Source organism: Acinetobacter sp. YH12218, assembly GCF_013417925.1.
Lineage (GTDB): Bacteria > Pseudomonadota > Gammaproteobacteria > Pseudomonadales > Moraxellaceae > Acinetobacter > Acinetobacter amyesii.
Genome location: NZ_VPDB01000017.1, coordinates 39113 through 54219 on the forward strand (window position 1 = coordinate 39113; position 15107 = coordinate 54219).

A 15107-nucleotide genomic window follows, 5' to 3' on the forward strand; every position below is an offset into this window, starting at 1 on the left:
GTATGAGCAGCAAATGATGCTGATAAAATCAGGCTTCAAATCTGCCCATACCGTTAACTGCATCTATGAATCAGCAACACTTATCAATGGTCTTCATTCCTGGATTTATGCTGGATGAATCCTTATGGGATGAGCTCATCCCACAACTTCCGCACACATGGAATTTCTTTAGGGCAAGTTTAAAACACGGTCAAACGATTGATGAAATTGCGGAACATATCCTACTCAATGCCCCGCCACGCTTTGTCTTGGTTGGTTTTTCATTAGGCGGTTATATTGCCAGAACCATAGCGCAGAAATATCCTGAACGTATTTCTGCACTCATTTTAGTGGCAAGCTCTTTACGCCCTGATAGTGAAATACAGAAGCAGTTAAAAATCGCGGCCATTCAAGCTGCATCAGCAGGCACGTTTCATGGTTTGAGCAAAACAGCGATTGCCAAATCACTACACCCAAACCAGGCGGACAATCGGAAGCTGATTCAACGTATTCAAGATATGGGCAAAAATCTTGGATTTGAAAGCTTTAAAGCGCAGTCATTATTAGACCGTAGCCATATTCGCAGCGGTGCCATTCAGTGCCCAACACTGATTATTTCGGCTGCTCAAGATCGGCTGCGTTCACTAGATGAAGCGCAGGAGCTGCATCAATCTATAGCACACAGTCAACTTGATATGATTGAAAATACGGGCCATATGATTCCACTAGAACAGCCGGACGCTTTAGCTGCCAGCATACTGAAATGGCTGAATACATTGTCCCTTTAAATATAAACAACCCTCAATAGAGAGCTGCTTTTTAGCATTCACTTCACTTGATGGATGATTGATAGTAAATGCAGTACGTCTAAACTTATTCATTCATACTGCGGTGTCATGTAAATCTTTATTTACGCTGTGGCACTTCAGCCCAGCGTGCATAACTCTTCGTGCTTTTCAGCACAGTGCCCGCTTGTTTTGCAGCGACGCCACTATAGACCTGAGAGAAACTATCTGAATTTTCATCAAAACTCGCTCCATCAAATAATGGGAAAGTTCCGGCTTTTTTCTGAATCACCACATCATCAATCATCCATCCGCGGAAACCGTTATAAAGTTGATCGACCGTTTTGAATTGGAATTTCAGTTGGACATTGGCCTTGCCTGCATATTCATCTAATGAAATTGCTTCTTGCTGAACAGCAGCCGGCGCGAGGTTAAAACCTAAATTACTGTATGGAATCGGTGCGCGCTCATATGCAGAAGATGGATCTGCCAGCGGGTTTAATCGAGCCAAGGTCTTAAAGCTCTTGCCGCCGTCGGTAGAAACTAAAATATTCATCAAATCGAACCCTTGATTATTTGGATTGACCGACTCAATTTCCCACCATGTTTTAAAGCTTAAACTCAAAGGCGCTTGATATTGGCTCAGATTAATCACAGGTGAAATCAATTCTCCCGTATTGTCATACTGCGACGTACCGCCATCAAACTCTAGTGCAGTCGAAGAATCACTTAAAGCGCCAATAAAGTTGCCATTTACTTTGTCACCATACCAATATGCTGTATTGCCTTGCAGTGGCTCAGGCACCTTGCCTTGACTTTGGTCATTCGGCGCTAAGCGCACACGTTGATTTACTTGGTTATTACGAATGTTGTGACCTTTGTTGAGCAACTGCCAATCGACATTGGCCACACTTGGCTGCGACCTTGTCCATGCATTGCGAGTAGCAGAGTCCGCTTCAAAAGTTTCACGCCATATGGCATCTGCAGATGTCGTTTCAGGCAACACTTCAAATTGATAGCCCGATGCAGAAGAAGCAATGACCGTAACTTTTTTCGTAATGGTATTAATTCCTGCACCGCTAATGGTGAGCGTGGCATTTTTTAATGCTTCAAGCAGATCATTGCTCACATTAAATGACAAACTGAAATAACCATTTGCATCGGTCAAAGCACTAACAAATGCACCATTGGTCGCAGCACCGCCAGATAATGCGACTTGCGCATTCGCTAAAGGCTTCCCTTTAAAAATCACTTGGCCAGACAATGTTCCGACCACGGCATCATTGACTGGCGCATCACTTAGAGTCTGACAGTCTTGATCTAAACAGTTGAGCACCACATTCAACACAATGCTTTTATTAGTATTTTTAGGGTGGATCAAGAATGCCGAAACTGCAGACTGTCCATTTTTAGTGACCAAAACATAATATGTGCCTGCAGCCAATTTAGGCAGTTTAACGATGCCTTGGGCATTGGCAAGATAACTTTGACCTTTAAAATGAGTCGCTGTCGGTAAACTATTAATCGGTGGAAAGAACTGCTCAGAATCATCTGCTGTAATTGTATTCGTTGCTATTTTCAGACTGCCTGCTTGTACCTTCTGCCATTCTTCATCACTTAAAATCTGAATCGACGCAGCATTTAAAGCAAGATTATTCACATCCAACAGCGTCAGCTCTTCTACACTTTTTTGTACCATAGCATCGGCAACTGGCTCTGGCGGTACACTCCCTGTCTCATCACGATCACTACCCCCACATGCCGTTAAACCCAAGACACCCGTGACCATTATTATTTTTACAAAAGCGCTATTTTTCATCTGTTCTGCCCTCTGGCTGTTCCATTTTTAAAAATTGTTATGTCTACATTGAACTTTGCCAGCTCAAACATACTGGTGAATATTCCAGCAAAATAATAACCAATTTTCATTAAATGCGCAAATTTCGCATTTTTATGTGATTTTTATCATTCATCCAATTGCCATTGTTTTGCTGTTAAGGGATGCCCATTCCTTCAAAAATGGAATACTAATAAATATCTAATACTGATAAAAACTTTAAAAAATAAAAAATTTACGATATAAATAAAAAAGGTTATAGATAAATTCAAACTTATCCATAACCGAACAATTTAAATTCCATTATGACAATGCAAAGCTTTTTTTAATACATATCAATACGGTTAAATAAAACAACTGCTTAAAACTTTACACATTCTAAAGAAGCTAATCTGTTTACAGTCGCTGGTCCAACAGCACTTACCATAGATATTGCGCATATATTTGCGCGCCCATACGTTTTGCTTGGTTGGTATTGAATGAATCTGCTATGTATTTAAAACCAAAGTTTTCATGTTTGACGGAAAGGCCAAACGAATTGGTTTGGGGTTCAAAATGGATTCCCCACATTAGCCCTGTATTCCAATATGCATTGAGCTGCCAAAGACTTATATACTCATTTGAGATTGAACTGAGTCCTAAACTCCAAGCCTGCTCTGAGTCATAATTTAAATCCGAATAAATTTTAAATGGCAGCTTTTGCGCATAGGTCTTATCTTTATCAAACTCTCCCTGAATATCAAACCGTGGACGCTTATCTTGATCATAGCTGATGTTATATCGTGTGTATGGAGCATCTTGCCAATATAAATATGCCAATGCATCCTGAATATTAATTTTTAAATTCCAATTTTTTGCAATAGCACCTCTTAAAGTCGCATCTAGGGCATAGCCATACCCGCTATGCGCCTGCTCATTCCAGCCCATTTTATCTTCTTTCAAAGCAGGATGATCATAACTGTAATCTATGCTCCCATTCAGCCATTTGACGCGGTCCATAAGCTCTTGCTGATCTGTCGTTACCCCTAGCGCATTAATATGACCATCAATATAATGACGCCCAATTAACGCGGTTATACCCGTTTCTAAATTCCAATTCGAACTAATGGGCCATGTATAGGCAGCCCGAGACCCAACAGTATCAATATGCTGTGCTTCAAGCCTCAAGTCATACGTTGAGTTTGCATCGATAGGCAGTTCATTTTGTATTTGATAATAAAGCTTTGCTGTATCCTCACTGAAATTGAGCGCATAGTCATATCGCCAGATCCAGCTAAAATCCCAATTACCCTGCTTTACGCCCAATTGCATTAAACCATGAGCAAATGCATTTTTTCCTGATTTAAACTTAGAATCATCCCAATCATCTGTAAATGCATGAATCGCTAACGGTTCACTATAAACATCTGCTTGCACTTGATAATAGATAGCCTCTTGTGCATAGCTATAAAACGGGAGCGATAATCCCAATAATACTAATTTTTTTTTCAACATAGAAAAAAGGGGGAACATCGTTACCCCCTCTCCTTAATTCATTATTATGGTGCAATCATTAGCACAGTGTTATCGGTAAATTTCGCAGAATAAATGCTATTCGATACTCTATTGATCGTACCGTAGCTAACAGTACCGACTTTAATATCAGCAGAACTGAATTGATCTAAATCTGGAATTTCTACAAATGCACCATTCGCATGAGATACTCTTGACCAGATAATTGGAGATTGCGCGATCAGATTGTCAGTTTTTACATCTATATTTAATGTATTTTGATCAACTGTAACTTTAAGATTTGCTATCCCTTTTTGGTAATCATTCCTTTTAGCGTTAAGCAGTAAACTGAATGGCTTCACAGCAGCCCCCCCACCTTTTACGTTACCAGAGAGATTAACTGTCAAATCTGCATTAATAAATGCAGCCGCAGATTCGCCTTGGGTAATATCAAAGGTTTTAGTCAGATCATTTTTTAGCTTAATATTTGCATCTAAGCCTAAGTTTTCTGCTCCGCTTAAAGCTTCACCTTTCAAAATAATTTCATATGGAATAATTTGATTAAATGTTTCAGTACCATTTTTGAATTTAACTCGAGCAGCTTTGCTTGAAAGTTCAGTTAAATTCAGCTTCGCGTTCTGAGTTGTTAACAAAACATTTAAAAATTTAAATTGTGCCGTAACCGGAGCATTTTCACTTTCTGAGTCTTCCAGCTTGATAGCTGTATCATAAACAACTTGAGCGGTACTGTTGCTATTAAACCCTAAGCTTGATTCTAATCCATCCGCATTTTTAGCTGTGATTTTACCGCCTGAAACTATTTTAAAATCATGCTGTTTTGCAGATGCTGTGAATGGCGCATCCAACTTTAAATTGCTTACAGTAATCAAAACCGCATCGCTAAAAACATCTTTTCCAGTAAAAGTACTGCTATCCCAAATATAGTCCATCCAATATTTAGCCGATACACTTCCATTAACAGAAACTGAAGTCGGTGTTACGCTGATTTTAAGACCATTTTTGCTCAAAATATAATCTGGATAATATATCCCCCCATAGGTCGCATCATCCTCTAAAAGTGCCTCTAATTCTGCAGCGGTATAGTCTTTTGTGGAACCTTGAGCATCTTTCTGCGCCAATGAAGCTAAAGTAATGATGAGATCAGAAGCATTACTAATATCATTTCCTGCATTACTTACAGCATCAAATGCAGGCTCATACTGAGACTGCAAACCTTTAAAACTGTCAAAATAGGCAATAATATTGTTCGTAGTTTTGATTAATACTTTAGCTTTCTCTAAATCTGTTGCTGGATTTGATGGGTTAGCTGTTTCCCCATTTGAACCGCCATTATCTGAAGTCCCACCGCTACTAGAAGACCCGCCGCCACCACCGCCACATGCAGTTAAAATTACAGAACAGCTTATTGCTAATAAGGTTTTTTTTAAAATCATTATGTTTTTCCCTCTTAAAAATACAAATAAAAAAGCCTTTAAAAATTAAAGGCTTTTAAAAAAAGATTCAAGAACAAAAAGTAACATTAATCCTCTGGATATTCAAAACGGTAGCCGACGCCATACACGGCTTGAATCCACTCATGACGGTTGCCGGTTTCCGCTGCATCTGAAATCTTACGACGTAAATTTTTAATATGACTATCAATCACACGGTCAGCCACTTCAAAACTGTCTGGGTTAATATGATCAAGCAATTGCGCACGTGAATACACCTGCCCTACATGCTCTAAAAACAACTCAAGTAAACGAAACTCAGTTGGCGTTAAGCTCAACGCTTTTTGTTGATACCAAATGCGTTGCTGTGCTTTGTCCATACGGAATAAATCATTCACCTCTGGCTCTGCTTTACGTTCTAAACGACGTAATACCGCTTGCACACGTGCCACCAATTCTTTCGGACTAAACGGTTTGCAGACATAATCGTCAGCACCCATATTGAGCCCCAATACACGGTCAATTTCTTCAGTTCGTGCAGTCACCATAATAATTGGCAGATCAGACTGCTCACGGACTTTACGGCAAATGGTTAAGCCATCCATACGTGGCACCATTAGGTCCAAAATCATTAGACTCGGCTTACGCTGCGTGAAGCTGTCATAGGCTTCTTGACCATCATGAAACATGCTGACTTCAAAGCCTGCAGCCTCTAGATAATCACGCACTAGCTGTGCAAGTTCCACTTCATCTTCAACCAACATGATATGTTTCATGCATGCTTCCTTTTAATATTTCATCTGTTTGGGAAATGTCAATTTGCAACGCAAACCGCCCAATGGAGAATGATCAAAACTCAACTCTCCACCCAATGCTCTAGCTATTTTTACGGATAACGCCAATCCTAGTCCTGTACCACCAGTTGCACGCGTACGTGAATCATCCACACGATAGAAACGCTCACCTAAACGTGCCAACTGTTCATCAGTTAAACCAAATGGGCTGTCATCGACATACACGGTCCACTGGGTTTCATCCTGCTCAGTATGTACATGCACTTCACCACCAGCTTCCGTATAACGAATACTGTTGCCCAATAAGTTGACCATAATCTGTTTAAAACGGTCTATATCTAATTGTAATGAAGTCCCTTCGCCCGTTGCGGTAATTTTCAAATCTGCTTGCTCAAACTTCGGCTTAAAGCTTTCAACTTCTTGCATCACTACATCCCACGGATTGAGCGTGGTCAAATAACAATTCAGTTGTTGTGCATCGGCTTGCGCCAAATCCGCCAAATCTTTGGTCAATTTTTTCAAACTACTCACTTGATTGAGCATTGAGGCAAAATGCTCTGGCGTTGGCTTACGAATACCGTCCTGCATCGCCTCAATTTGAGCCTGCAACACCGCCAATGGGGTTTTTAATTCATGTGAAGTATCGGCCACCCATTGACGACGTGACGTTTCATGCTGATCAAGAATCACAGCCAACTGGTTCAATTCATTCGATAAATCACCAAGCTCATCATTACGGTTCACCGCGACTTGATGTTGATAATTGCCCTTTGTTAACTCACGTGTTCCCATTAACAAACGCTGAATCGGTTTTTTAAAGTAGGTCGCCAATAACAGTGCAGCAATTAAACTTGCAATAAATGTCAGCACATAAACCAATAACAAATAACGTTTTTGCTTACTAAAGAAGTTAATACTGATCGCATCATCTTGCTCGAGGACAGGTTTGAGCCCCAAATACCCCACGATTTGATTATTTACCATAATCGGACGATAAGAAATCTGTTCATCTGTCGGCTCACCCACCACAAATTGGCGCTGTGCATCATATAAAGATAAACGTGAACTCAAGCCCAAGCGGTCAGGCATTTGAATAAACTGTTTTTTACCACCATTGTTGGTATTGTTTTGAGAGGATTGACCGGCATCTTTATCTTTTTCATCCGCATTCGACTCTTTGGGGCGGAACACATTTTGATTCGCGCTTAAAGGAAATTTTAAACCTTCAAAAGGTTGAAACTCAGACGGTAAGTTTTGTTCAAGCCATTTTAGCTCTTCAGTTTTTTGTTCTGCCGTTTGCTGTGGCGTTGCCAACATCGATGCTGCATTCAAACTATGATCTTGGAAATAGCGCTGCTGCAATGCAATGTCATATTGACGACGCAGCCACCACCGAGAGAGACGATCATAGTCATCTGGCGCAGCCTGCCCTTCAATTTGCAAAATTTGCGCCTGAATCGCATTGCCCCAATCATGATAAACCGTATACACATCGGCTAAATTTTCAATGACATGGTCAAGCTTTTGCATCTCGACATCGGCCACATATTTGGTGAAATTACGCTGCATATTCCAATGCAACACGCCAAGACTTACCGTTGTGATGACGAGCGTCGTCAACAGCACAGTCAGAAACAAGCGTAAGGCAATCGGGATACGACGTATTTTCAAAAGAGAACTCTCATTTTTCTTCTATATTCATTATTGTAGCGAACACGCTACTAAAAAACTCTCCATTGTTTCTACATCTTTATTATTTAATCTTTAACCATTGAAAAAATATCTAATCTGGTGGGGTATAGACTATGAAACAAATGACCAAAATGGCTTTAATCGGTGCAAGCGTATTGAGCATGGGTGCATTGACGGCTTGTCAATCGACAACCGCACCAAAAGATAACGATCATGGCCGTATGATGAAACAACATCATGGTGATCAAGATCGTCGTATGTCACCTGAGCAACGTGAACATTTTAAACAAATGCGTGCCGAGCAACGTCAAGTGTTTGCTGATATGCAAAAAGCCTGTGATGGCAAGACTACAGGTTCAACAGTTCAAGTAAAAGCTGGCGATAATAGCATTGATGGTACATGTACCATGGTGTTCAAAGCAGACCGCCAAGACATGAAAAAAGCACGTGGTGAACACAAACCAATGCGCGGTGAACACCGTCCAATGCGTGGCGATATGCGTGGTCAGATGCAACGCGGTGAGCCACTGACTGATGCAAAACGTGCAGAACTGACTAAACAGTTTGATCAACGTTTAGCAGAACGCCAAGCGAAGCAACAAGCGATTATGAAAGCATGTCAAGGCAAGACTGATGGCAGTGCGGTTGCCATTAAAGTTGGCGAACAGCAAATCAATGGTAAATGTGAAGTGCGTTTCCAACCTAAAGCCCCTGTTGCCCCAACGCCAGCACCAGTAAAATAATCCAAACTTAGATCGCAATATCATTGCGTAAAAAAAGGCACTCCCAGGAGTGCCTTTTTTATTGGACATATCTTTTTACGCTTTTTGACTATTTGTGTCATTCATTTTCAGCCAAAAGTGTTTACACTCAATGCACTTAGCATTTTCAAGGGATATTTCTTTGACTTTACAGTCACCAACAAATCGCCCTGAAATGCTTGTACCCAATAAGAAGATGTTGCACGATTAGAACCATTCCAATACGTGTCATTGAAGACACGTTCAAATGTTTATTTAGGATTACTAACGCTGGTAGAAACCAGTATTGAGGAAAACGATATGCCACAATACAAAGCGCCCTTACGTGATATGCAATTTGTTCTGCATGAACTTTTAAAAGCAGAAGATCACTATGCACAACTGCCTGCATTTTCAGACACCGTAAGCCGTGAGTTGGTTGACCAATATCTAGAAGCTGCTGCTGACTTCTGTGAAAATGAACTTTCTCCTCTTAACCAAGTCGGCGACCGTGAAGGTTGTACTTGGAATGATGGCGTTGTAACAACACCAACTGGTTTTAAAGAAGCGTATCAAAAATATATCGAACTCGGTTTCCCATCTTTATCTGCTGAAGAACAATACGGCGGTCAAGGCTTACCGGTTTCTTTAGGCAACATCATTTCAGAAATGGTGGGTACTTCGAACTGGGCATGGGGTATGTACCCTGGTCTATCTCATGGTGCTGTCCGTACATTAGAACATCACGGTTCTCAAGAGCAAAAAGATACTTACCTTCCTAAACTTGTTTCAGGTGAATGGACTGGTACGATGTGCTTAACAGAATCTCATGCAGGTTCTGACTTAGGTATTATCCGCTCTAAAGCTGAACCACAAGCAGACGGTAGCTATGCAATTTCTGGCGAGAAAATCTTTATCTCTGCTGGTGAACACGACATGGCTGAAAATATCATCCATATCGTCCTTGCTCGTCTTCCAGGTGCACCAAAAGGCACGAAAGGTATTTCATTATTCATCGTACCTAAATTCAATGTAAATGCTGATGGCTCAATTGGTGAGCGCAATGCGGTACGTTGTGGTTCGATTGAACACAAAATGGGTATCCATGGTAACGCGACTTGTGTCATCAACTTTGATAACGCAAAAGGCTTCTTGATTGGCCCTGAAAACCGCGGTCTAAACTGCATGTTCACATTCATGAACACTGCACGTATCGGTACTGCTGTACAAGGTCTTTCAGCTTCTGAAGGCGCTTTCCAAGGTGCACTTGCTTACGCAAAAGACCGTTTGGCAATGCGTTCACTTTCAGGCCCTAAAGCACCTGAAAAAGAAGCAGATCCAATTATCGTTCACCCTGCAGTACGCAACATGCTGCTTACGCAAAAATCATTTGCTGAAGCTGGTCGTGCTCTGGTTTACTTATTGTCTTTCCATGCCGATATCGTGGAACAAGGTGCAACTGAAGAAGAACGTAAGTTCTCTGACAATATCTTGTCATTATTAACTCCAATTGCTAAAGCATTCTTGACTGAAACAGGTTCTGAATCTGCAAAACACGGTGTTCAAGTATTTGGTGGCCACGGCTTCATTTCAGAACACGGTATGGAACAAATTGTACGTGATACACGTATCTCTTGCTTGTACGAAGGTACGACTGAAATTCAAGCAATTGACTTGTTAGGCCGTAAAGTATTGGGTACTCAAGGTGCAATGTTGAAAGACTTCACCAAGATCATCCATAAATTTGTTGAAGCTAACAAAGACAACGCTGCCATGAAAGAATTTGTTGAGCCGCTTGCTGCGCTAAACAAAGAATGGGGCGACTTAACCATGCAGATTGGTATGAAAGCAATGCAAAACCCTGAAGAAGTGGGTGCTGCTGCAGTCGATTACCTATACTTCTCTGGTTATGTAACGCTTGCTTACCTATGGGCTCGTATGGCGTTAGTTGCACAAGAAACTTTAGCTGCAGGAACAACAGATGTTGATTTCTACAATGCGAAAGTAACGACTGCTCGCTTCTACTTCAAGAAAATCTTACCGCGCGTTCGCTCTCATGTAGAAGTGATCGCAGGTGGCCTAGATCCTCTTATGGCATTGGATGCAGAACACTTTGCATTCTAATGTGAATATCTAAAACATATTCAAAAAATTGTACTCTTGAGTGCAGAAATAGAGAAAGGACGGTCATAGCATTGGCAGTCCTTTTTCTTTATAAATAGTCCCATAATTTTACTTTGGTCAATTTTCTCCACGCTTTGTGTCGATACAAATTGCCCCAAGTCCACAGATTCAAACAATAAACAGGTGAACGAACATGCCAATTTATAATGCGCCGCTTGCAGATATGAAATTCATCTTAAATGATGTTTTTAAAGCAGAACAATTCTGGCAAAACAACGAAAATCTTGCTCACGTTGATGCTGCAACTGCAGAAGCCATTCTTGAAGAAATGGCAAAATTTGCGCAAAACGTCACTCATCCTTTAAACCGCACAGGTGATGAAGAGGGCGCAACCTATAGCAATGGCAATGTCACGACTCCTGCTGGTTTCAAAGAAGCATTCAAACAATATGCAGAAGGCGGTTGGATTGGTCTAGGCGCAGACGAAGAATGGGGCGGTCAAGGCATGCCAAAAATGCTGACTGTTCTGTCTGACGAAATGCTGTTTGCAACCAACCCATCCTTCATGCTCTACCCGCTTCTTTCTGTAGGTGCAGGCATGGCCTTAAACAGCTATGCATCACAAGAGCAAAAAGAAACTTATTTGCCAAAAATGTATACAGGCGAATGGTCAGGCACCATGTGCTTAACTGAGCCGCATGCAGGTACAGATTTAGGTATTATCAAAACTAAAGCTGAACGTAATGAAGACGGTACTTATAACATTACAGGTACGAAAATTTTCATCACTGGCGGTGACCACGACCTTTCTGAAAATATCATTCACTTAGTTTTAGCGAAAACGCCGGATGCGCCTGCGGGCTCACGCGGTATTTCACTATTCATCGTACCTAAATTCTTGGTGAATGCAGATGGTTCATTGGGAGAGCGTAATGCTGTAGGCCCTGGTTCTATTGAACATAAAATGGGGATCAAAGCGTCTGCAACATGTGTGATGAACTTTGATGGCGCGAAAGGCTACCTGGTTGGTAAAGAAAATGAAGGCCTTGCAGCGATGTTCGTCATGATGAACTACGAACGTCTGTCTATGGGTATTCAAGGCCTAGGTGCTTCTGAATTTGCTTATCAAAATGCAGCGCAATATGCGACTGATCGTTTACAAGGTCGCAGCGCTTCTGGCGTTCAATCGCCTGCAAAACCTGCAGACAGCATCTTAGTTCATGGTGATGTACGTCGTATGTTGCTGAACGCACGTGCCAACAATGAAGCGTCTCGTGCATTTGCGGTTTATGTTGGTCAACAACTGGACATTACTAAGTTCTCTACTGACCCAGAAGCAGTCAAAGCAGCCAATAACCGTGTTGCGCTGTTAACACCTATTGCGAAAGCGTATTTGACAGATACAGCTTTCCAAGCAACGCTAGATGCCCAAATGGTCTTCGGTGGTCACGGCTTTATTCGTGAATGGGGTATGGAACAATGTATTCGTGACCTGCGTATCGCACAGATTTACGAAGGGACCAACGGCGTTCAATCTCAAGACTTAATTGGTCGTAAAACCATTAAGTGCAATGGTGAATTCATTGCTGAATATATCCAAGAAATTCGTGATTTTGCCAACAACTTAGATGCCAGCTTGAACTACATCAAAGATGCAACATTAGATGCAGCAGCTGAAGTTGAAGCGGTGACTCAATATGTACTTGAAGCTGCTCGTGAAAACATTGAGTTCCCGAACTCAGCAGCAGTTGATTACCTACATGCTGTAGGCCTACTCAGCTTTGCCTATATGTTTGCCCGCATTGCAGATGCAGCAAAAGACAAAGATGGCGAGTTCTACCAAAACAAACTTGCACTGACTCTTTACTTCACGCAGCGTATTTTACCTGAATTGGCTTTACGCATTGCTAAAGTAAAAGCAGGTTCTGAAGTGATCATGAACTTCTCTGAAGATTACTTTACCAACCAAGCTTAATTAGCCGTACAAAATCAAAAATGCCCGATTTATCGGGCATTTTTTTATTTTACTGCTCTTATTACATAAACACTGAGTGCAACTTTTTCAAAAAATCATAAGCATACTTACTTATTCACAATCTCCTAATTCCATTCGATATGTAAAACAAGGATGGAGCTGATCGTCTATCATTGGAAATGTAGCCCAATGCATTTTCTCTTTATCTTGTTTAAATCCTACCTTCATTAAGACATTTTGTGATGCTAGATATTCCTCAGCACAAAAAGATGAAACAACCTTCGTGACATGATTCTGCTTTAAATACTTAATTACCCCAATTAAGGCCTCAGTCATATAACCACAACCATGAAAATTCACCCCTAACCCAAAATGTATTTCTCCATGGTTTTTTTGATTGAAGAAATACAGTAAGCCCATCGCTAACTGCGTATTCTTATCACTAATCACCCATGCAAAATCAGGATTATGTGTCGACCAACAATGATCTGCCCACTTTTCTAAAATACTCTTCGTCTGTTGAATCGTTAAATGTGGTAACCGCTGCAGATAACGAGTTGCTTCTATATTCGAAAAATATGTATCAAATAATGAAATTTCATCTCCTAACTGATACTTTCTCAGGCATAAACGTTCAGTTTCAATCCTATTGGGCATGATTCTTTAGCCTGTTATTTCATGGGATAAAATTTTTTGATCGACTCAACCATTTCAGCATTCGACATTTCCAAAGCTTTTGCCACATTCATTGCATCTACAACGCTGCGATTTTGACTCACTTTAAACTTACCCAAAATTGAGTCTATTTCGATTTCAATCGCTATAATTTTTTCCAGTTGTTCCGCGATAAAATCATGAGGCGCATCGCCCATTTTCCATGGCACGGGTTGGCTAGCTTCATGTTGTCGAGTCAGCCGAGCCAAAACTCCTCGTAAATATTTTTCATCGTCAACTTTACGAATTGTGCCTTTGACATGTACCACGCGATAGTTCCATGTCGGCACAACGCGATGATGTTCCTGCTTTCCTTCATACCAGCTTGGCGAAATATATGCTTCGTCGGCATGAAAAATCACATAGGCTTGTGCTGACTGATTTAGCAATTCAAACATTGGATTGGCCTTGGCAATATGACCGCGCAATATGCCCAATTCGCCTGACTCAGCGTCATATTCTAGTGGTAAATGATTCACTTCCAACTCACCATTGGGTGCAGTCAGTATTACTGTCCCCAAAGCATACTTACGCATAAGATCAATCAGATCAGGGAGTTCATCATGTTTAAAATGCGTTGGTTGATACATCGTCGCTTCATTCTTATAGGACAAAATTTAAGCTCAAACTTAACATTAAAACCTTTATTGAACCTAAAAAATATTTTTGTCATATGCGCTTCATGTGCATGAAATTTGCTTGGTATTTAATGACTCGTTCTTCATTGAATATTTACGCAATTTACACAGGAGGAATATATATGACACATCGTGATCCCAAAGTAGAAAAAATCGAAGCCCTCCTCGACCGACTTGGCAATATTGCTGTAGAAGGTTTTCATTATCTTGCGCTGTTTATCATCGGCTGTATGATTTTATGGTCTGCGGGTCATACCATTTTTGAAATTATTACGGTTAAACAATTCGCCACGATTGACGATATTTTATTATTGTTTATTTACCTTGAACTCGGTGCCATGGTCGGTATTTATTTTAAAACCAACCACATGCCAGTACGCTTCCTGATTTATATTGCCATTACTGCCCTGACCCGTTTACTGATTTCGGACATTCAACATGACCATAAAGCAGATATGGGCTTGGTCATTACTACAGGTTCGATCCTCATTCTTGCTGTGGCCATTTTGATTGTGCGCTATGCCTCTTGGACTTACCCTTCGGTTATTCGAGACAAGCATTCCGAAAAGCCACTGCCTGAAGGAAAAACCCCTCGCCCACAAGATGATGAATTGGCTTAAACACTAAATCGTTCCCTCTCCTTTTAAGCATAGGTATCTACACATTTTTTATAAATTGAATGCGATCTGAGCAATCGCATTCAGCTCATCAGACGAATACTCTGACAACAACTGAAGAGTGTTCAATAGTATTGAAAGCACTGCCAGTATGGCAGGGGCACTTTCTAATTTTCCCCTTTTCTGTTGCCTACCTGAAATTCGGGTGAGAAATGCCCGAATTCTTATATTCTGCTCATCTGTACCACGCTGTACTCGCCATGTCAGCAC

At 41.0% G+C, this 15107-nt stretch carries 12 protein-coding genes and 1 pseudogene; 5 read left to right on the forward strand and 8 right to left on the reverse strand.

All coding sequences use genetic code 11. The features are described 5' to 3' along the window. Positions 1 to 65: 65 nt before the first annotated feature. Positions 66 to 767, forward strand: coding sequence for an alpha/beta fold hydrolase (locus FTV03_RS06935; protein ID WP_180040667.1), 702 nt, complete (start codon positions 66 to 68; stop codon positions 765 to 767). Positions 768 to 885: 118 nt separating this feature from the next. On the opposite strand, the gene FTV03_RS06940 is transcribed toward FTV03_RS06935, so the two are convergent. From FTV03_RS06940 to baeS, 5 genes are all read right to left on the reverse strand, one after another. Beyond that, a complete protein-coding gene (locus FTV03_RS06940; protein ID WP_180040669.1) occupies positions 886 to 2583 on the reverse strand; it encodes a carboxypeptidase regulatory-like domain-containing protein in 1698 nt (565 codons plus the stop codon). 438 nt (positions 2584 to 3021) lie between these two features. After that, positions 3022 to 4113 (reverse strand): hypothetical protein, encoded by a 1092-nt coding sequence (locus FTV03_RS06945; RefSeq protein ID WP_233945001.1) that lies wholly within the window; start codon positions 4111 to 4113, stop codon positions 3022 to 3024. A 26-nt stretch (positions 4114 to 4139) separates the two neighbouring features. Further along, positions 4140 to 5546 carry a hypothetical protein gene (locus FTV03_RS06950; RefSeq protein WP_218946169.1) on the reverse strand — a complete coding sequence of 469 codons (1407 nt, stop codon included), beginning with the start codon at positions 5544 to 5546 and terminating at the stop codon, positions 4140 to 4142. A gap of 86 nt (positions 5547 to 5632) precedes the next feature. Next, positions 5633 to 6319 carry a response regulator gene (locus tag FTV03_RS06955; RefSeq protein ID WP_078191240.1) on the reverse strand — a complete coding sequence of 229 codons (687 nt, stop codon included), beginning with the start codon at positions 6317 to 6319 and terminating at the stop codon, positions 5633 to 5635. 12 nt (positions 6320 to 6331) lie between these two features. Next, positions 6332 to 8008 carry a sensor histidine kinase efflux regulator BaeS gene (gene baeS / locus FTV03_RS06960; protein ID WP_180040671.1) on the reverse strand — a complete coding sequence of 559 codons (1677 nt, stop codon included), beginning with the start codon at positions 8006 to 8008 and terminating at the stop codon, positions 6332 to 6334. Between the two features lie 134 nt (positions 8009 to 8142). On the opposite strand from baeS, the gene FTV03_RS06965 reads away from it, so the two are divergent. From FTV03_RS06965 to FTV03_RS06975, 3 genes are all read left to right on the forward strand, one after another. Then, positions 8143 to 8772: a hypothetical protein gene (locus FTV03_RS06965; protein WP_180040673.1), complete on the forward strand. Its 630-nt coding sequence runs from the start codon at positions 8143 to 8145 to the stop codon at positions 8770 to 8772. A gap of 318 nt (positions 8773 to 9090) precedes the next feature. Then, on the forward strand, positions 9091 to 10893 hold the full coding sequence (locus FTV03_RS06970) for an acyl-CoA dehydrogenase C-terminal domain-containing protein (RefSeq protein WP_078194152.1): 1803 nt from the start codon (positions 9091 to 9093) through the stop codon (positions 10891 to 10893). A 193-nt stretch (positions 10894 to 11086) separates the two neighbouring features. Next, positions 11087 to 12868 (forward strand): acyl-CoA dehydrogenase C-terminal domain-containing protein, encoded by a 1782-nt coding sequence (locus FTV03_RS06975; protein ID WP_078194153.1) that lies wholly within the window; start codon positions 11087 to 11089, stop codon positions 12866 to 12868. A gap of 111 nt (positions 12869 to 12979) precedes the next feature. Here the strand turns inward: FTV03_RS06975 and FTV03_RS06980 are convergent, their stop codons facing one another. Continuing rightward, positions 12980 to 13525 carry a GNAT family N-acetyltransferase gene (locus FTV03_RS06980; protein WP_180040675.1) on the reverse strand — a complete coding sequence of 182 codons (546 nt, stop codon included), beginning with the start codon at positions 13523 to 13525 and terminating at the stop codon, positions 12980 to 12982. Positions 13526 to 13539: 14 nt separating this feature from the next. Beyond that, on the reverse strand, positions 13540 to 14172 hold the full coding sequence (locus tag FTV03_RS06985; RefSeq protein ID WP_111885366.1) for an FMN-binding negative transcriptional regulator: 633 nt from the start codon (positions 14170 to 14172) through the stop codon (positions 13540 to 13542). 170 nt (positions 14173 to 14342) lie between these two features. Between FTV03_RS06985 and FTV03_RS06990 the strand changes: the two genes are divergently transcribed. Next, positions 14343 to 14840 carry a phosphate-starvation-inducible protein PsiE gene (locus tag FTV03_RS06990; RefSeq protein ID WP_111885365.1) on the forward strand — a complete coding sequence of 166 codons (498 nt, stop codon included), beginning with the start codon at positions 14343 to 14345 and terminating at the stop codon, positions 14838 to 14840. 48 nt (positions 14841 to 14888) lie between these two features. Here the strand turns inward: FTV03_RS06990 and FTV03_RS17775 are convergent. Then, positions 14889 to 15107, reverse strand: a pseudogene (locus FTV03_RS17775) (transposase); the annotation flags it as partial.

Excerpts from the sequence above, each read along its gene's own strand:
- FTV03_RS06935 (WP_180040667.1), top strand. The coding sequence starts at position 66 with ATGAATCAGCAACACTTATCAATGGTCTTCATTCCTGGATTTATGCTG.
- FTV03_RS06940 (WP_180040669.1), bottom strand. The coding sequence starts at position 2,583 with ATGAAAAATAGCGCTTTTGTAAAAATAATAATGGTCACGGGTGTCTTG.
- FTV03_RS06945 (WP_233945001.1), bottom strand. The coding sequence starts at position 4,113 with ATGTTCCCCCTTTTTTCTATGTTGAAAAAAAAATTAGTATTATTGGGA.
- FTV03_RS06950 (WP_218946169.1), bottom strand. The coding sequence starts at position 5,546 with ATGATTTTAAAAAAAACCTTATTAGCAATAAGCTGTTCTGTAATTTTA.
- FTV03_RS06955 (WP_078191240.1), bottom strand. The coding sequence starts at position 6,319 with ATGAAACATATCATGTTGGTTGAAGATGAAGTGGAACTTGCACAGCTA.
- FTV03_RS06965 (WP_180040673.1), top strand. The coding sequence starts at position 8,143 with ATGAAACAAATGACCAAAATGGCTTTAATCGGTGCAAGCGTATTGAGC.
- FTV03_RS06970 (WP_078194152.1), top strand. The coding sequence starts at position 9,091 with ATGCCACAATACAAAGCGCCCTTACGTGATATGCAATTTGTTCTGCAT.
- FTV03_RS06975 (WP_078194153.1), top strand. The coding sequence starts at position 11,087 with ATGCCAATTTATAATGCGCCGCTTGCAGATATGAAATTCATCTTAAAT.
- FTV03_RS06980 (WP_180040675.1), bottom strand. The coding sequence starts at position 13,525 with ATGCCCAATAGGATTGAAACTGAACGTTTATGCCTGAGAAAGTATCAG.
- FTV03_RS06985 (WP_111885366.1), bottom strand. The coding sequence starts at position 14,172 with ATGTATCAACCAACGCATTTTAAACATGATGAACTCCCTGATCTGATT.
- FTV03_RS06990 (WP_111885365.1), top strand. The coding sequence starts at position 14,343 with ATGACACATCGTGATCCCAAAGTAGAAAAAATCGAAGCCCTCCTCGAC.